We start from the raw sequence: 16,080 nt of genomic DNA, 5'->3' as shown, positions 1-16,080 counted from the left end.
GCCCTCAAACTCCCAACGCCGCGTGCATCTCCCAGACCAACAGCTCCGACGGCTCGCTCGCCGTCACCCGCGGTGCCTCGGCGTCGGCGAATCGGACCGCGTCACCCTCGGTGAGATCGCCGATTTCCGCCGCTTGGATCCGGCCTCGCGCGGTGAATAGATGCAGGTAGGGGGCCTGTGGCAGGTCAACCGAGTCGCCGGGCTGCAGCCGCGCGACATGCAGTGCGGCGTTGCGGTTGTGCAGAGTGATGGCCGCCTCATTACCCGGTATGCCTGAGGCGATGGTCACAAGTCCGGCGTCCAGCAGCCCGGGGTCGATCTCGTGCTGTTGGTAACTCGGGTCGATGCCGGCCTCGTCGGGGGCCACCCACATCTGCACGAAATGGACTGGCTCGGTGCGGGAATCGTTCTTTTCCGAGTGCAGGATGCCGGTACCCGCCGACATGCGTTGGGCCAGGCCGGGATAGATGGTCCCGTGGTGACCGGCGGAGTCGCGGTGGGTCAGCTCTCCGCTCAGCACCCAGGTCACGATCTCCATGTCGCGGTGGGGGTGGGTGTCGAATCCTGTTCCCGGCTCGACGATGTCGTCGTTGTTGACCAGCAGCAGCCCGTGGTGGGTGTTGTCGGGGTCGTAGTGGTCGCCGAACGAGAACGAGTGCCGGGATTTCAGCCAGGGCGTCGTGGTGACGGCCCGGTCGGCCGCGCGGCGGACGTCGACGGTGGCGGGCATGAGCTCTAGCCTAGGCCAATATTTCCTGCGCGCGCCGCAGTGCGGAATCGAGCGCTTCCAGCGTCAACCCGGCCGGGCGGCCCAGGTGGATCTCGATCTGGTACTCCGGTTGCCCGTCCCGGCCGAAGATCGGCAATACGACGAATTCCGTTGTAGCCAGCCCGGTTTCGAGCGCGTCGGTGACCGATCGCAGCGTCACCATGGTCATCAGCGTGGTCAGTTGGCGGGTCACTCGCGCGGTCGGTTCCAGCGAGGCCAGCACGTCGGCCAGCCGGTGATGCAGCGAGCGGTGGGTGTCGTCGAACCGCCACGCGCCGTAACCGCGGGTGCGGATGTCGGCCAGCACCCGCCGATGCTGGGTCACCTCGGTGCGCGTCAGCCGCGGCACGACCCGGTGCAGCCAGGCGTCGACGGATTGGTCGTCGCGCCAGGCCATGGCGACCAGGCCGAACGGCGGGTCGATCGGGAAGCGCTGCCCGACGGCGTGTTCGCCGTCGGTGCCGTGGCCGACCGCGTCGACGGTGGTCAGCTGGCGCTCGCCGATCCTCGACAGCGAGCAGCCCGCGCCGAGCGCGTCGTGCAGGAAGCGCAGCGCGTCGCGCCCCCGGTCCAGCAGGGGGAACTGCGTCCGCAGCCCGTGCACCAGCCTGAACAGGCCGCTGCCCAGCACGTAGCGGCGGTCCTCGTGCCGCGCTACCCAGGCACGCCCTTCCAGCTCGGCGAGCACCAGGGCGCAGGTCGACGTGCTGATCGAGCAGGCCTTCGCCAGCTGGGCCGACGTGCGCCCGTTCGGTGAATCCGCCAGGGCCGCAAGCACATCCATCACGCGGGCGGTGGGCGGTGATTTGGCGGTTGACTCACCCACGCGCAGCTCCTTACGATCCGTCCGAAATCTAACGATAGGCATCCTAATAATAGGAGAATCACGATGTTGAAGGTGGGGGTTTGGGGCCCGGGCTCCATGGGCCTGATCGCCCTGCGTGGGGTGATCGATCACCCCGAGCTGGAGCTGGTCGACGTCGTCGTGCACAGCGACGCCAAGGCAGGTCGCGACGCCGGCGAGCTGTGCGGAATCGCGCCGGTGGGGGTGGTCGCGACCCAGGACCCTTCGGCGATGATCGCCGGTGAGGCCGACGCGGTGGTGTACGCCGCCGGGGCCAACCTGCGCCCGCTGGAAGCCGTCGAGGACATGGCGTCGATCCTGCGGGCCGGGAAGAACGTGGTGTCGTGTTCGGTGGTGCCGCTGGTGTATCCCGACGGGGTAGACGGCGCGTTCACCGACCCGTTGCGGCGCGCCGCGCTCGACGGCGGTGCGTCGTTCTTCACCACCGGGATCGACTCCGGCTTCGCGAACGATGTTCTGCCGCTCGTGCTTTCGGGGGTATCGCGGGGGATCGAATCGGTGCGGGTGACGGAGATGTTCAACTACGCCACCTACCCGGACCGGGCGGCCGTCTACGAGATCCTCGGGTTCGGCAAGCCGCCGGAGTACCAGGCCTTCGCGGCGCAGCCCGGAATATTCACCTTCGGCTGGGGGCCGGTGCTGCACCAGCTCGCCGCGGGGCTCGGCGTCAAGATCGACCGCATCGAGGAGGCCAACGAACGCGTCGCCGCCCCCGAGTCGTTCGACACGCCCACCGGGCACATCGCGGCGGGAACCATCGCGGCGATGCGCTCCACGCTGACCGGATATGTCGGCGACAAGGCGACGTTCGTCCTCGACCACGTGACGCGGATGCGCGACGACCTCGCGCCGGACTGGCCGCAGCCGCACATCACCATCCCGCCGAAGGACCTCGGCTACGGCCAGGCCTCCGGCCGCGGCCTCTACCGCGTCGAGATCGAGGGATCACCCACCATGCGTTGCGAATTCGAAATGGCCGAGGATCGCGACCACGACCTCGGCGCGCGCATTGCCGGGGCGTCCCGGATGGTCAACGCCATCCCGGCGGTGTGCGCGGCCCGACCCGGGCTGCTGTCCGCGCTGGATCTGCCGCTGATCACCGGCGCCGGGCTGGTCCGCCCGGTGCCGGGCCCGTCACCGGACAGCCGCCTCTTCTAAGCGTGGCCGCGCGCACACCGCGGGCGCCGCGTCGCGCCGTCGGGACGCCCCGCTGTTGAGCCAGCACGCCAGGCCCCCGGCGAGCAGGCCGATCGCGACCCCGATGTCCGGGCGCTGCCCGAGCATCAGCCAGGACAGCACCGCGGCGGCCGCCGGAATTACGGCGAACAGCATCGCCACCGCCGCGGCGCCGTGCAGGCTGATGGCGCGCAGGTAGATGCTGACCGCCAGCGTGGCGTTGATCAGCACCATGCCGGTGATCGCGACGGCGGCCTTGGTCGCGTCGTGCACGGCGAACGGGGTCAGGACCGCCAGCGCGGTCGCGGGAATGAGCGCGACGGCATTCTGCACCGCGCTCATCGCGCGGAAGTCGACGCCGGCGCAATACCGCTGCTGGTACACGCCGCCGGCCGAAAGGCCAAGCAGCGCAACCACAAGCAGCGCGATCACCGGGTCGACGCCGTGCGTGCTCATCAACCGCTTGGCGCACGCGGCGAGCACCGCGAGCACCCCCAGCGCCAGGGCGAACACCCGCCGCGAGCCGAGCCGCTCGCGCAGGAACATCGTGGCCAGGATCGTCGTGGTGACCGGGTTCATCGCGACGACCACCGCGCAGAGCACCGCCGGCGCGCCGAGCAGCAGCGCCTCGTAGAGGCAGCAGAATTGCACGGCCTGGATCAGCAGACCCGCGACGACAACGTGCCCGAACTGCGCCCCCCGCGGCCACGCCGCTCGGGCCAGGGCGGCCCAGCACGCCAGAATGATTGCGGCCAAACCGAATCGCAGCACCAAGACGGCCATCGGGGTCATCGCGGCCACCGCGAGCGCCCCGATGGGGTAACCGATCGCGTAGGTCACGGTGACCGCCGAGGCAGTCGTCAACGGCATGCGCGGCAGGTCCATGCCCCCATGTTCGTCGACGCCGACCCACGCCGTCCAACGATTATTAGCGATCGAAACCGATCACGAATGCTGATCACATCATCGGTGACCAAAGAATTTCAAGGTGATCAGGTCGATCGATTGATCGTATTCGCTGATCGGACTATGGTTCGTCGGTATGGCTCAGGTGCTCGATATCGCGCCGCTGCGCAGCCTGGTGGCGGTCGCCGACTGTGGGGGATTTCACCGCGCCGCCGCCGCGCTGCACCTCAGTCAGTCCGCCGTCAGCCAGCACCTGCGCAAGGTGGAGAGCGTGGTAGGCGAACCGGTGGTCGAACGCTCCGGCCGGGGCGTCTTGTTCACCGAGGTCGGTCAGAAGGTGCTGCGGCACGCCCGGGCGATTCTGGAGGCGCACGACGCGGCGCTCGACGACCTCGGCGCCACCGAGCACAGGCTGCTGACGATCGGGGCGACCGAGCACGGCGCGGACGTGATGCTGCCCGCCCTGACCAGCGTGCTGCGTGAGCGGCTTCCCGAGCGGCGGCCGCGGTTCCGGCTCGACCGCAACGTCTCGCTGGCCGACGCCCTCGACCGGGGCCTGCTGGACCTGGCGATCATGCTCGACGGGTCGGGGCTCGATCGCGCCAATGCGTCGGGAGTCGTGCAGCTGAGGTGGGTTTCGGCGCGGACTTTCGCCGCTCGCCGGGGCGACCCGCTGCCGTTGGTGATCTATGCCGAGCCGTGCACGTTGCGCGAGCCGGCCTTCTCAGTCCTCGAAAGACACGGCATCGCTTACGAAATCGCCGCCGAATGCGGTGACCTGTCGGGCCTTTACGCCGCCGTGCGCTCCGGGCTCGGGTTGGCGCTGCTGCCGATGATCGGCAAGCTTCCCGACGGCCTGTGCCCGGCCGAGGGGCTGCCGGTGGCCAACTGCGCCACGGTCCTGGTGCGCGGCCGCGCCGGCATCGACCCGGACCTGCTGAGCGCGGCCGACGCCGCGGTGCGTGACGTGCTGGCCGCCGAAAGCTGAACGCGCCCTTTAGTTCTGGGGGAACGTCGCGGCGGCAAGCTCGAGAATCTCGGCGCGGTCGGCCGGCAGGATGAACCCCGAGCCGATCGCGCGGTCGAGCGCCGCCGTGAAGCCGTCGAGGTATTGCGCGACGCCGCCCGGGTAGAGCCGGTCCCGCGTGGCCGCGTCGAACGGTTCGCCGGAGCCGAAGATCGCCGCCATGATGCTTTCCGCCTCGGCGATACCGGACGTGCGTGCGATCGGCACGTCCACCCATGGGGTCCGCACGCCGCCACGGGCCAGGCCGTGCGGATCGAGGACGGGCCGGGGCAGCTCGCCTTGCTGGACCTCGATCGGTGGGCCCACCGGTGCCGGTTCGCCGGTGCGGACCCAGGTGTGCAGCGCGTCGAGGGCCGCCTGCACCACGTAGTGGTGTTGCGGCGCGAAGTTGATGTAGTGGCCCAGCTGCTGACCCATCAGCGTGCTGGTCGGCGCGTAGGCGGCCACGATCGCCTCCAGCGGCGCGGAGCCGTTGTCGATGGGCGCCACCTGGATCGTGTAGTTGTCGGCATGGGCGGCCCCGGCGATCTCCCAGACCCGCAGCCGGTCGTGGTCCGGCTGCCGCGCGAAGTAGTAGCCCTCCCGCGGGCCGCCGAAGAGGTCGGTTTCGGTGATGATCGTGATCAGCGGGACGCGCAGGTCGGAGCGGAACGCGACCGCCTCGGGCATGTCGAGGTGTGACTCGTCGAAGACGGAAACGCCGTCCAGCGGCGCGGCCGACCCGAACCGCGAGTGCACCAAAAACCCGTCGTAGCTTTGCGCGAGCGGATCGACGGCGTTGATGTAGGTCGTCAGGAACATGGCCGATTGCGACTCGCCCAGGGCGACCACGTGCCGCACCGGCAGCTCGCCCAGCGCTCCGTTGCGGACGAGGTCGCCCGCCTGGGAAAAGATGTCGTAGGAGTACTCGTCGCCCGGGTGGCTCAGGGCGGCGTAGCGCAGCGGGTCCTGGCTCTTCAGGGACATGTCGAAGCCCATCAGGTTCTCGCCGCCGCCGTCCACCCCCACCTTCTGGGCCGACACCGCGACGTAGGCGTAGCCCGCGCGAAGGATTTCGCGGTGCGCCATCATCCACACGGCGGGGGCGTCGATGCCGCCGCTGACGTTGAGCCATTCCACCAGCACGGTCCCGTTGAAGTGGGCCGGGTCGGTCGGGGTCAGCGCCACCATCCGCGTGGTGTATTCCGCACTGCCGCTTGGTGTTACGCTCCAGCCGCCGTCGGGACCCAGCGCGGTGGTGGGCGCGTAGGACGCGGCCGTTCCGGAGACGAAGAACTCCTCGGCGACATAGCCCATGTCGACGATGTCGAAGCCGCCCAACAGCAGCAGCGGCTTCCCGGGCGCGGGTGTGACGAGCGGGGGATTCGGCATCGTCACACGGTAGCGGGCAGCCCGAATTTCTCGAATAGGGTGCCGTCGAGGAACGCCACCACCCGTGCCACCCGGCCGTCGCTGATGTCGAGGACATGCAGCTGAAACGGCACATGCACGTCACCGGCGCGCATGTACATGGCCGCGCCGGGCTGGCCGTTGGCGACCACGGGGAGCAGGCGCATGTCGCCGGGATGTTCGGCCGGGCACTGCTGGTGGATGAGCGTGATGATGTCCCGCGGGCCCCGGTACCAGCCGGTGTACGGCGGCATCTCCCAGATCGCCTCGGCGGTGAACAACTCGACCAGCCGGTCGATGTCGTAGGCCTCGAACGCCGCGATGTAGCGGTCCAGCAGGTCCTGGGCTTCGGGGGAATCGGGCGGCGTCAGCCGGTCGCTGGAGCTGGGCTGGACGGCCTCGAGCTGGGTGCGGGCGCGCTGCAGCAGGCTGTTGACGGCGGTGGTGGTGGTGCCGATGGCCTCGGCCACCTCGGCGGCCTTCCACTGCAGCACGTCGCGCAGCAGCAGCACCGCCCGTTGCCGGGGTGAAAGGTGTTGCAGCGCCGCGACAAACGCCAACCGCACCGACTCGCGTGACCCGACGATGACCGACGGGTCCGCCGGGTCGTCGGTCAGCTCCGGCAGCGGTTCCAGCCAGGGCACCTCGCTCCGCTCCACCAGCTCGGCGGTGGGGTCGGAGCTCGGCGCCCCCAGCCCCGTCGGCAACGGCCGGCGTTGCCGGCCCTCCAGCGCGGTCAGGCAGGTGTTGGTGGCGATGCGGTGCAGCCAGGTCCGCATCGACGACTTGCCCTCGAAACGGTCGTAGGCCTTCCAGGCGCGCAGCAGGGTCTCCTGCACCAGATCCTCGGCGTCGTGCAGCGACCCGGTCATCCGGTAGCAGTGCGCGAGCAGTTCGCGACGGTACGGCTCGGCGTCGGTCGAGAAGTCCCCGCCTAGCGCCGCGGCACCGCCAGATTTCTCTACGTCTTCGGTGAGCAGCCCCATGTCAGATGAGCCTACGCAGAGTCTCCGACACCGGCCTACCCCTTGTACGCTTCCCGTGATGACTACGCGCACTGAACGGACCTTCGACGGCCTCGGCGGCGTGCGCATCGTCTACGACGTCTGGACGCCGGATACCTCGCCCCGCGCGGTGGTCGTGCTGTCCCACGGCCTCGGCGAGTATGCCCGCCGCTACGACCACGTCGCGCAGTGCTTCGGCTCCGCCGGGCTGGTCACCTACGCCCTGGACCACCGCGGCCACGGCCGCTCCGGTGGCAAGCGGATGCTGGTGCGGGACATCTCCGAGTACACGGCCGACTTCGACACCCTGGTCCGCATCGCCACCCGGGAGCACCCCGGCCTGAAGTGCATCGTCCTCGGGCACAGCATGGGCGGTGGGATCGTGTTCGCCTACGGCGTCGAACGCCCGGACAACTACGACATGATGGTGCTGTCGGCCCCCGCGGTGGCGGCCCAGGAGCTGGTGTCCCCTTTCATGATCCTGGCCGCGAAGGTCCTCGGCGTCGTCGTGCCCGGTCTTCCGGTGCAGGAACTCGACGTCGACGCGATCTCGCGGGACCCCGCGGTGGTGGCGGCCTACAACGCCGACCCGCTGGTGTACCACGGGAAAGTTCCGGCCGGCGTCGGGCGGGCGCTGCTGGAGGTCGGGCAGACCATGCCGCAGCGAGCGCCGGCGCTGACGGCCCCGCTGCTGGTGGTGCACGGCTCCGACGACCGGCTCATCCCCGTCGACGGCAGCCGCCGTCTGGTCGAATGCGTGGGGTCCACCGACGTCGAGCTGAAGGTCTACCCCGGGCTCTACCACGAGGTGTTCAACGAGCCGGAGCGCGACCAGGTGCTCGGCGACGTGGTCTCCTGGATCTCCAAGCGGTTGTAGGCGATGTGTCGTCTCGCTGCGCTAGTTTGGCGCCTATGACGCGCGCCGGCGACGATGCAGAGCGCAGCGATGAGAAGGAGTGGCGCGAATGACCGACGACAAGATGCTCGCTCGCATCGCCGCGCTGCTGCGTCAGGCCGAGGGCACCGACAACTCGCACGAGGCGGACGCCTTCATGAGCGCCGCGCAGCGGCTGGCGACGGCGGCCTCGATCGACCTGGCCGTGGCGCGCTCGCACGCGGCCAAGCGCTCGCCGGTGCAGGCCCCGACGCAGCGCACCATCACCATCGGTGCGGCGGGCACCCGGGGGCTGCGGACGTACGTGCAGCTTTTCGTGCTGATCGCCCTGGCCAACGACGTGCGCTGCGACGTGGCGTCGAACTCGACGTTCGTCTACGCGTACGGTTTCGCCGAGGACATCGACGCGACCCACGCCCTCTACGCCAGCCTGGTCGTGCAGATGGTGCGCGCGTCGGATGCCTACCTGGCCTCCGGTGCGCACCGCCCCACGCCGACGATCACCGCCCGGCTCAACTTTCAGCTCGCGTTCGGGGCGCGCGTCGGTCAGCGCCTGGCGGAGGCCCGCGAGGAGGCCAGGCGCGAGGCCACCAAGGACCGCCGCCGCCCGCCCGGCACCGCGATCGCGTTGCGGGACAAGGACGTTGAGCTGCGCGACTTCTACCGCGGCGCGTCCAAGGCGCGCGGCACCTATCAAGTCAGCCGCGCGACGGCGGGTTATTCGTCCGCGGCGCGCCGGGCGGGGGACCGGGCCGGCCGGCGGGCGCGGCTCGGGAACAGCGCCGAACTGCCGGGCGCGCGGAGCGCATTGCGCCAGTGACCCGGGCCGGTGGGGCCCGCGATTCGCAGCGCGCCAAGGTTTATGCGGCCGAGGACTTCGTCCGGACGTTGTTCGACCGCGCCGCCGAGCACGGATCGCCCTCCGTCGATTTCTTCGGCACTCAGCTGACGCTGCCGCCGGAGGGGAAATTCGGGTCGGTCGCCTCCGTCCAGCGCTACGTCGACGAGGTGCTGGCGCTGCCGTCGGTGCGGCGGCGCTGGCCCGGCGTGTCGCCGCTGCAGGTGCGGCCCCGGCGGGCCGCCACCGCGGCGCATTACGAAAACCGTGACGGCGCCGGCACTATCGCGGTTCCCGACCGTGACACCGCCGACTGGGCGCTGCGCGAGCTGGTGGTGCTGCACGAGGTGGCGCATCACCTGTGCCGCGCCGAGCCGGCGCACGGCCCGGAGTTCGTCGCGACCATCTGCGAGCTGGCGGAGCTGGTGATGGGCCCCGAACTCGGGCACGTGCTGCGGGTCGTGTACGCGAAAGAGGGTGTGCGGTGAGCGATCCGGACGCGCGGGCCCGCGAAGTCGAGTCCCAAATGACCGACCACGAGCGGTTCTCGCTGATCCTCGGGGTGATGGGCGCGGGCGAGCTGTGGCCGCGGCGCGACGAACGCATCCCGCCGGGCGTCCCGATGAGCGCCGGGTACGTGCCCGGGATTCCGCGGCTCGGCGTACCCGCGCTGCTGATGAGCGACGCCGGTCTCGGCGTCACCAACCCCGGTTACCGCCCGGACGACACCGCCACCGCGTTGCCGGCCGGTCTGGCCCTCGCCGCCGGCTTCGACCCGGTGCTGGCCCGCGCCGCCGGCGAGGTGATCGGCCGCGAGGCACGCAGCCGCGGGTTCAACGTGCAGCTCGCCGGTGCGATGAACCTGGCCCGTGACCCCCGCAACGGCCGCAACTTCGAATACCTTTCCGAGGACCCGCTTTTGACGGGGTTGATCGCCGCCGAGTCGGTCAACGGCATTCAGGAGCACGGCGTCATCTCGACGGTCAAGCACTTCTCGCTGAACTGCAACGAGACCAACCGACACTGGCTGAACGCGGTCATCGATCCCGGCGCGCACCGCGAATCCGACCTGCTGGCCTTCGAGATCGCCATCGAGCGCTCATCGCCAGGCGCGGTGATGGCGGCCTACAACAAGGTCAACGGCGACTACGCCGCGGCCAACGACGCCCTGATCAACGGGGTACTGAAAGCTGCCTGGGGATACCGCGGTTGGGTGATGTCCGACTGGGGCGGGACGCCCGGTTGGGAGTGCGCGCTGGGCGGCCTCGACCAGGAGTGCGGCGCGCAAATCGACGCGCTGCTGTGGCAATCCGAGGCGTTCGGCGAGCCGCTACGGGCCGCCCACGCCGCCGGGGCGCTGCCCTCCGAGCGCCTGTCCGACATGGTCCGGCGAATCCTGCGGTCGATGTTCGCGGTCAACATCGACCGGCGCGAGGCCGCGCCCGCACCGGATATGAACGCGCACAACGACATTGCGTTGCAGATCGCGCGGCAAGGGATCGTGCTGCTGGCCAACCGCGGCGTCCTGCCGATCGCGCCCGAGACCGCGGCGCGCATCGCCATCATCGGCGGATACGCGCAGCTGGGCGTCGCCGCGGGCTATGGTTCGAGCGCGGTCGTCCCACCCGGCGGCTACGCCGGCGTGATCCCGCTCGGTGGCCTGGGCCTCGAGGCCGGGTTGCGTAACCTGTACCTGCTGCCGTCGAGCCCGCTCGCCGAGCTGCGCCGCCAATTTCCAGGCGCGCAGATCGATTTCGATCCCGGCGCCAGCCCGGCCGAGGCGGCGCGGGCGGCGCGGCGGGCCGATGTCGCCATCGTCTTCGCCGTCCGCGCCGAAGGGGAGGGCTTCGACGGCGCGGACCTCGCGCTGCCGTGGGGACAGGACGCGCTGATTGCCGCGGTGGCGGACGCCAACCCGAACACCGTCGTGGTGCTGGAAACCGGAAACCCGGTGGCCATGCCGTGGCTGGACTCGGTGAACGCCGTCGTGCAGGCCTGGTATCCGGGCCAGGCCGGCGGCCGGGCGATCGCGGAAATCCTTGCCGGACAGGTCAATCCGTCGGGCCGGCTGCCGATCACCTTCCCGGTGGAGCTGGGCCAGACGCCGCGCCCGGACCTGCCCGAGCCGGACGCCCCGTGGGGGACGCCGACCACCATCGACTACTTCGAAGGGGCCGACGTCGGCTACCGCTGGTTCGCCAGGAACGGCCTGGCACCGATGTTCGCGTTCGGTCATGGCCTGTCCTACACCAGCTTTGAATGCCGGGACCTGGTGGTGACCGGCGGCGAAACAGTGACGGCGAACTTCACCGTCGCCAACGTGGGCGACCGCGCCGGGGCCGATGTCCCGCAGCTGTATTTGACCGCGGTCCCCGGCGGGCGATGCCTGCGGCTGCTGGGATTTCAGCGCCTGGAGCTCGAGGCTGGCGCAACCCGCCGGGTGACGATCGAGGCCGATCCGCGGCTGCTCGCCCAGTACGACGGCGCCGCGCAAACCTGGCGCATCGAACCCGGCGGTCACGCGGTGGCCGTCGGCGCGTCGGCCGCCGCCCTCCGGCTGGAGGCCCGGGTCGAGCTGGCCGGTCGCGCGTTCGGGCGCTGATCACGCAGATCCGCGCGACCGGCCCGGCCGCTACTCCACCGGCCTCAGCTCGTCGCCGCAGGTGCAGCGGTACGGCTCACCCGCGCCCGAGCAGTGGCAGGGAACCTCGATGCGAACGCGACATCCGCAGCCCTCGTGGCCACAGCTCAGCAACGTTCCCGCGTCGTATTCGGCCATTCAGATCACCCTTTCTGTCGTCGCAGACACCGCCACTATATACCCCCCGCGGGTATCTGGTAAACACCTCGGCCTAGCGTTGGCGGCATGACGGAAAACCCGACCCCGCAAGAAGTGGACGCATTCCTGGACAACACACTCATCGGCGAAGAGCCGGCCCTCGCCGCGGCGCTACAGGCCAGCGACGCGGCCGGGTTACCCCAAATCGCCGTGTCGGCGCAGCAGGGCAAATTCCTTTCCCTGCTGGCGGGTGCCATCCAGGCGCGCCGCGTCCTCGAGATCGGCACCCTGGGCGGCTTCAGCACCATCTGGCTGGCGCGCGGGGTGGGACCGCAGGGACGGGTGGTGACGCTGGAATACGAGCCCAAGCACGCCGAGGTCGCGCGGGCCAACCTGCAGCGTGCCGGTGTGGCCGACCGTGTCGAGGTCATCGTCGGCGCCGCGCTCGACACGTTGCCGACACTGGCCGGCGGCCCCTTCGACCTGGTGTTCATCGACGCCGACAAGGAGAACTACGCCGCATACCTTCAGTGGGCGGTGCGGTTGGCTCGTGCCGGCTCAGTCCTCGTGCTGGACAACGTCGTTCGCGAGGGCCAGATCCTCGATCCCGACTGCGATGACGAGCGGGTGCGGGCGACGCGGCGGACGCTGCAGCTGATGGGCGAGCACCCGCAGCTGGATACCGCGGTGATCCAGACGGTCGGCGCCAAGCATTGGGACGGTTTCGCCTTCGCGTTGGTGCGGTAGTGCCTCAGCGCGGGGCGAGGTCGGCGACCGCCTGTGCGGCGGACGTGAGTTCGCCGATGCGCAAGGCGGTTTCGCCGGCATACAGGGCGGCGCCGTCCAGCCAGGAGTCGGGCACCCCGGCCACCGGTGCCAGTGGGGTGAAGAACGGGCGGCCCGGCGACTGCAGCCGCGTCAGCGCGCCCGCGTCGAAATAGCCCAGCACCGCCAGCGGGCGGCTCGCCGCGTTGAGGGCGGCGGGGAGGGCCTTGGCCTTCCCGTCGTCGCCGCACCAGCGGCGGGTCGCCGCGTTGGGCACGACACGGTGGCGCAGCGGCCAGCTCAGGCCGAACAGGTCCGTCTCAATGGTCCTGTCCGCGTTGATGACTCGCCGCTGGTACTCGCGACTCGCATTGGCCTCGTGCGTCAACAGGAACCGCGTGCCGGCGATGACCCCGCTGGCCCCGGCGTCCAACGCGGCGCGCGTGTCGGCCGCGGTGGCGATGCCGCCGGCCAGGAACACCGGTCGCTTCCCGGCCGCCCTCAGGGCCCGGGGCAGGAAGTCCAGCGCGGGCATGGTGCCGACGAGGTGGCCGCCGGCCTCGCGTCCCTGGGCGATCAAACCGTCGGCGCCCCAGGCGATCGCGGCACGCGCCCGCTCCTCGGTGCCGACCATCACGAACACGAAGATTCCCGCCTCGCGTAGGTGCTCGACGAGCCCGCGCTTTTCGCCGAACGCCAGCACGACGGCGTCCACGTGGGAGTCGACGCAGACCGTGACGTGGTGGCGATGGACGAAGGGCATCAACAGGTTTACCGCGACCGCGCGCCCGGGCGCCCGCTCGCGCACCTGATCGATCGACGCGCGCAGCTGGCGGGCGGTGGCGATGCCGAGGGTGCCGAGGCCGCCGGCGTCGGCGACCGCGGCGGCCAGCGGCGCCTGCGCAATGCCGCCGCCCATTCCGGCCTGCCCCACCGGCACGTCGAGCCGCAGCCGGTCGGCGATGTCCATACCCACGACGCTACGCGGTCTCTCGAATTGGGCGACGTCCGAGCGTAATCTTGACAGCGGATGGATGGGTGCAGCCAAGCCCACAGTGCTTGTCCCACAACGAGCTTGCTGCATAACAGAAAGGTCACAAAATGAGTACGGTCCATTCATCAATAGATCACCACCCCGATTTGTTGGCTCTGCGCGCGAATTACGAGCGCGTCGCCGAGTCGATGAGCGCGCACGTCACCTTCGGCCTGGCCCTGCTGACGGGCCTTTACGTGACGGCGTCACCGTGGATGGTGGGATTCAGCGCGACGGGATCGCTTGCCACGTCCGACCTGATCGTCGGCATCGCGGTGGCGTTCTTGGCGTACGGTTTCGCAACCGCGCTGGATCGCGCGCACGGCATGACGTGGACGCTGCCGGTGCTCGGCGCGTGGCTCGTCGTCGCGCCGTGGGTGCTGTCCGGGTTCACCGCAACCGCCGGCATGATCTGGTCGAACGTCGTCGCGGGCGGGTTGCTGACGGTCCTGGGCCTGAATGCCACCTACTTCGGCGTGCGCACGCGCGAGGCGGCCACCCACGCGTAGCCGTTGGGGCGCAACAGAATCGGCGGCTAGCCGCAGACCGCGCCGATCGCCGCCGAGCTCACCAACTTGACGTACTTGGCCAGCACGCCGGTCTTGTAGCGCGGCTCCGGTGGCGTGAAATCCCTTCGCCGCGCTTCGAATTCGGCCGGATCGGTCAACACGTCGAGGGTGCGATTGGCCACGTCCAGCCGGATCCGGTCGCCGTCGCGCAGCAGGGCGATCGGCCCGCCGTCGACCGCCTCCGGGGCGATGTGGCCGACGCACAGACCGGTGGTGCCGCCGGAGAACCGCCCGTCGGTCAGCAGCAGCACCTCCTTGCCGAGCCCGGCGCCCTTGATGGCGCCGGTGATGGCGAGCATCTCGCGCATCCCGGGCCCGCCCTTGGGGCCCTCGTAGCGGATCACGACGGCGTCGCCGCCGGTGATGGTCCCGTCCTCCAGGGCGTCCAGCGCGGCCCGTTCGCCGTCGAAAACCCTTGCGGTGCCTTCGAACACATCGGAGTCGAAGCCGGCCGTCTTGACCACCGCGCCCTCGGGCGCCAGCGATCCGCGCAGGATCGTGATCCCCCCGGTCGGGTGGATCGGGTCGGCGAGCGCGCGCAGCACCTTGCCGTCCGGGTCGGGCGGGGAGATCGCGGCCAGGTTCTCGGCCACCGTCTTGCCGGTCACCGTCAGGCAGTCGCCGCGCAGCAGGCCCGCGTCGAGCAGGGCCTTCATCACCACCGGGACGCCGCCGATGTGGTCGACGTCGGACATGACGTGGCGGCCGAACGGCTTGACGTCGGCCAGGTGCGGCACCTTCGAACCGATCCGGCTGAAGTCGTCGAGGGACAGCTCGACGTCGGCCTCGCGCGCGATGGCCAGCAGGTGCAACACCGCGTTGGTCGACCCGCCGAACGCCATCACCACGGCGATCGCGTTGTCGAAGGCCTCCTTGGTGAGGATGTCGCGGGCGGTGATGCCGCGCCGCAGCAGCTCGACGACGGCCTGGCCGCTGCGCCGCGCGAACCCGTCGCGGCGGCGGTCGGTCGCCGGCGGGGCCGCGCTGCCGGGCAGCGACATGCCGAGCGCCTCCGCGGCGCTGGCCATGGTGTTTGCGGTGTACATGCCGCCGCACGCGCCCTCGCCCGGGCAGATGGCGCGCTCGATGGCGTCGACGTCCTCGCGGGGCATCAGGCCGCGTGCGCAGGCGCCCACCGCCTCGAACGCGTCGATGATCGTGACCTCGCGCTCGCTGCCGTCGGACAGCTTGGCCACGCCGGGCAGGATCGAGCCGGCGTAGAGGAACACCGCCGCCAGGTCCAGCCGCGCCGCGGCCATCAGCATCCCGGGCAGCGACTTGTCGCACCCCGCCAGCAGCACCGAGCCGTCAAGGCGCTCGGCCTGCATCACGGTCTCGACGCTGTCGGCGATCACCTCGCGGGACACCAGCGAGAAATGCATCCCCTCGTGCCCCATCGAGATGCCGTCGGAAACCGAGATGGTGCCGAACTCGAGCGGGTAGCCGCCGGCCGAGAACACCCCCTCCTTGACCGCCTTGGCGAGCCGGTCCAGCGACAGGTTGCACGGCGTGATCTCGTTCCACGACGACGCGACCCCGATCTGCGGCTTGGCGAAGTCCTCGTCCCCCATGCCTACGGCGCGGAGCATGCCGCGGGCGGCGGCCTTCTCCAGGCCGTCGGTGACGTCACGACTACGGGGCTTGATGTCAGGGGCCTTGTTAACGGACATCGTGCAAGTATGCGCGGCGCGGCCAAGCCAATATTTGCGGGCATACCCCGTCGGGGTACCAAGTACCATGGGAATATGACGACCGAGCACGGATACACGCAGCAGAAGGACAACTACGCCAAGCGGCTGCGGCGCATCGAGGGCCAGGTGCGCGGCATCGCGCGGATGATCGAGGAAGACAAGTACTGCATCGACGTGCTCACCCAGATCAGCGCGGTCAACAGCGCCCTGCGCTCGGTGGCGCTGAACCTGCTCGACGAGCACCTGAACCACTGCGTGACCCGCGCCGTGGCCGACGGCGGGGACGAGGCGGACGACAAGCTGGCCGAGGCCTCGGCCGCCATCGCGCGCCTGGTCCGTTCCTGATCACTTCTCGGTAGGCGTGTTGAACCGCT

Annotated in this window: 16 protein-coding genes and 1 pseudogene; 9 read left to right on the top strand and 8 right to left on the bottom strand. The window is 70.2% G+C overall.

The features are described from left to right. Positions 1-4: 4 nt before the first annotated feature. Positions 5-730 carry a pirin family protein gene (locus AC5Y4S_RS16310; protein WP_500033729.1) on the bottom strand — a complete coding sequence of 242 codons (726 nt, stop codon included), beginning with the start codon at positions 728-730 and terminating at the stop codon, positions 5-7. A 10-nt stretch (positions 731-740) separates the two neighbouring features. Beyond that, the gene (locus tag AC5Y4S_RS16305) at positions 741-1,553 is read right to left on the bottom strand and encodes an IclR family transcriptional regulator (protein WP_500034036.1); all 813 of its coding nucleotides are present in this window, start codon (positions 1,551-1,553) and stop codon (positions 741-743) included. 105 nt (positions 1,554-1,658) lie between these two features. On the opposite strand from AC5Y4S_RS16305, the gene AC5Y4S_RS16300 reads away from it, so the two are divergent. Continuing rightward, positions 1,659-2,792, top strand: coding sequence for an NAD(P)H-dependent amine dehydrogenase family protein (locus AC5Y4S_RS16300; protein WP_500033728.1), 1,134 nt, complete (start codon positions 1,659-1,661; stop codon positions 2,790-2,792). On the opposite strand, the gene AC5Y4S_RS16295 is transcribed toward AC5Y4S_RS16300, so the two are convergent. Continuing rightward, on the bottom strand, positions 2,769-3,680 hold the full coding sequence (locus tag AC5Y4S_RS16295; protein WP_500034035.1) for a DMT family transporter: 912 nt from the start codon (positions 3,678-3,680) through the stop codon (positions 2,769-2,771). The genes AC5Y4S_RS16300 and AC5Y4S_RS16295 overlap by 24 nt on opposite strands. Positions 3,681-3,852: 172 nt before the next feature. On the opposite strand from AC5Y4S_RS16295, the gene AC5Y4S_RS16290 reads away from it, so the two are divergent. Further along, positions 3,853-4,704 carry a LysR family transcriptional regulator gene (locus AC5Y4S_RS16290; protein ID WP_500033727.1) on the top strand — a complete coding sequence of 284 codons (852 nt, stop codon included), beginning with the start codon at positions 3,853-3,855 and terminating at the stop codon, positions 4,702-4,704. A 9-nt stretch (positions 4,705-4,713) separates the two neighbouring features. Here the strand turns inward: AC5Y4S_RS16290 and AC5Y4S_RS16285 are convergent, their stop codons facing one another. Together AC5Y4S_RS16285 and AC5Y4S_RS16280 are read right to left on the bottom strand one after the other, a co-directional pair. After that, the gene (locus AC5Y4S_RS16285) at positions 4,714-6,114 is read right to left on the bottom strand and encodes an alpha/beta hydrolase domain-containing protein (RefSeq protein ID WP_500033726.1); all 1,401 of its coding nucleotides are present in this window, start codon (positions 6,112-6,114) and stop codon (positions 4,714-4,716) included. Positions 6,115-6,116: 2 nt separating this feature from the next. After that, positions 6,117-7,226: pseudogene (locus AC5Y4S_RS16280) on the bottom strand (sigma-70 family RNA polymerase sigma factor). Between AC5Y4S_RS16280 and AC5Y4S_RS16275 the strand changes: the two are divergent. The 4 genes from AC5Y4S_RS16275 (at position 7,174) to AC5Y4S_RS16260 (ending at position 11,471) form a co-directional block, all read left to right on the top strand. Next, the gene (locus tag AC5Y4S_RS16275) at positions 7,174-8,013 is read left to right on the top strand and encodes an alpha/beta hydrolase (protein ID WP_500033725.1); all 840 of its coding nucleotides are present in this window, start codon (positions 7,174-7,176) and stop codon (positions 8,011-8,013) included. The pseudogene AC5Y4S_RS16280 and the gene AC5Y4S_RS16275 overlap by 53 nt on opposite strands. A gap of 88 nt (positions 8,014-8,101) precedes the next feature. Next, positions 8,102-8,851: a DUF2786 domain-containing protein gene (locus tag AC5Y4S_RS16270; RefSeq protein WP_085191863.1), complete on the top strand. Its 750-nt coding sequence runs from the start codon at positions 8,102-8,104 to the stop codon at positions 8,849-8,851. Continuing rightward, entirely contained in the window at positions 8,848-9,357 is a 510-nt protein-coding gene (locus AC5Y4S_RS16265; RefSeq protein ID WP_068136590.1) for a TIGR04338 family metallohydrolase, read from the top strand. The genes AC5Y4S_RS16270 and AC5Y4S_RS16265 overlap by 4 nt, the downstream gene beginning before the upstream one ends. Continuing rightward, positions 9,354-11,471, top strand: a complete 2,118-nt coding sequence (locus AC5Y4S_RS16260) for a glycoside hydrolase family 3 protein (RefSeq protein ID WP_500033724.1) — start codon at positions 9,354-9,356, stop codon at positions 11,469-11,471. The genes AC5Y4S_RS16265 and AC5Y4S_RS16260 overlap by 4 nt, the downstream gene beginning before the upstream one ends. A 30-nt stretch (positions 11,472-11,501) precedes the next feature. Here the strand turns inward: AC5Y4S_RS16260 and mymT are convergent, their stop codons facing one another. Next, a complete protein-coding gene (mymT, locus tag AC5Y4S_RS16255) occupies positions 11,502-11,648 on the bottom strand; it encodes a copper-binding metallothionein MymT (protein WP_081665563.1) in 147 nt (48 codons plus the stop codon). Between the two features lie 87 nt (positions 11,649-11,735). Here mymT and AC5Y4S_RS16250 point away from each other — a divergent pair, with 87 nt between their 5' ends. Next, complete coding sequence (locus AC5Y4S_RS16250; protein ID WP_500033723.1) at positions 11,736-12,395, top strand: O-methyltransferase; 660 nt, start codon at positions 11,736-11,738, stop codon at positions 12,393-12,395. 4 nt (positions 12,396-12,399) lie between these two features. On the opposite strand, the gene AC5Y4S_RS16245 is transcribed toward AC5Y4S_RS16250, so the two are convergent. Next, entirely contained in the window at positions 12,400-13,383 is a 984-nt protein-coding gene (locus AC5Y4S_RS16245) for an NAD(P)H-dependent flavin oxidoreductase (protein ID WP_500033722.1), read from the bottom strand. A gap of 131 nt (positions 13,384-13,514) precedes the next feature. Between AC5Y4S_RS16245 and AC5Y4S_RS16240 the strand changes: the two genes are divergently transcribed. Beyond that, positions 13,515-13,955 carry an SPW repeat protein gene (locus AC5Y4S_RS16240; RefSeq protein WP_500033721.1) on the top strand — a complete coding sequence of 147 codons (441 nt, stop codon included), beginning with the start codon at positions 13,515-13,517 and terminating at the stop codon, positions 13,953-13,955. Between the two features lie 26 nt (positions 13,956-13,981). Here the strand turns inward: AC5Y4S_RS16240 and ilvD are convergent, their stop codons facing one another. Next, positions 13,982-15,685, bottom strand: coding sequence for a dihydroxy-acid dehydratase (gene ilvD / locus AC5Y4S_RS16235; RefSeq protein ID WP_500033720.1), 1,704 nt, complete (start codon positions 15,683-15,685; stop codon positions 13,982-13,984). A 75-nt stretch (positions 15,686-15,760) separates the two neighbouring features. Here ilvD and ricR point away from each other — a divergent pair, with 75 nt between their 5' ends. Further along, on the top strand, positions 15,761-16,051 hold the full coding sequence (ricR, locus tag AC5Y4S_RS16230) for a copper-sensing transcriptional repressor RicR (RefSeq protein ID WP_067153559.1): 291 nt from the start codon (positions 15,761-15,763) through the stop codon (positions 16,049-16,051). Positions 16,052-16,080 lie beyond the last annotated feature (29 nt).

The organism is Mycobacterium sp. NGS64, assembly GCF_059812245.1.
Note: the sequence above shows the minus strand (reverse complement) of the source record. Positions and strands in the feature narration are given on the sequence as shown.

Coding starts and splice junctions, on each gene's coding strand:
- AC5Y4S_RS16310 (WP_500033729.1), bottom strand. CDS start 730: ATGCCCGCCACCGTCGACGTCCGCCGCGCGGCCGACCGGGCCGTCACC.
- AC5Y4S_RS16305 (WP_500034036.1), bottom strand. CDS start 1,553: ATGGATGTGCTTGCGGCCCTGGCGGATTCACCGAACGGGCGCACGTCG.
- AC5Y4S_RS16300 (WP_500033728.1), top strand. CDS start 1,659: ATGTTGAAGGTGGGGGTTTGGGGCCCGGGCTCCATGGGCCTGATCGCC.
- AC5Y4S_RS16295 (WP_500034035.1), bottom strand. CDS start 3,680: ATGCCGTTGACGACTGCCTCGGCGGTCACCGTGACCTACGCGATCGGT.
- AC5Y4S_RS16290 (WP_500033727.1), top strand. CDS start 3,853: ATGGCTCAGGTGCTCGATATCGCGCCGCTGCGCAGCCTGGTGGCGGTC.
- AC5Y4S_RS16285 (WP_500033726.1), bottom strand. CDS start 6,114: ATGCCGAATCCCCCGCTCGTCACACCCGCGCCCGGGAAGCCGCTGCTG.
- AC5Y4S_RS16270 (WP_085191863.1), top strand. CDS start 8,102: ATGACCGACGACAAGATGCTCGCTCGCATCGCCGCGCTGCTGCGTCAG.
- mymT (WP_081665563.1), bottom strand. CDS start 11,648: ATGGCCGAATACGACGCGGGAACGTTGCTGAGCTGTGGCCACGAGGGC.
- AC5Y4S_RS16250 (WP_500033723.1), top strand. CDS start 11,736: ATGACGGAAAACCCGACCCCGCAAGAAGTGGACGCATTCCTGGACAAC.
- AC5Y4S_RS16245 (WP_500033722.1), bottom strand. CDS start 13,383: ATGGACATCGCCGACCGGCTGCGGCTCGACGTGCCGGTGGGGCAGGCC.
- AC5Y4S_RS16240 (WP_500033721.1), top strand. CDS start 13,515: ATGAGTACGGTCCATTCATCAATAGATCACCACCCCGATTTGTTGGCT.
- ilvD (WP_500033720.1), bottom strand. CDS start 15,685: ATGTCCGTTAACAAGGCCCCTGACATCAAGCCCCGTAGTCGTGACGTC.
- ricR (WP_067153559.1), top strand. CDS start 15,761: ATGACGACCGAGCACGGATACACGCAGCAGAAGGACAACTACGCCAAG.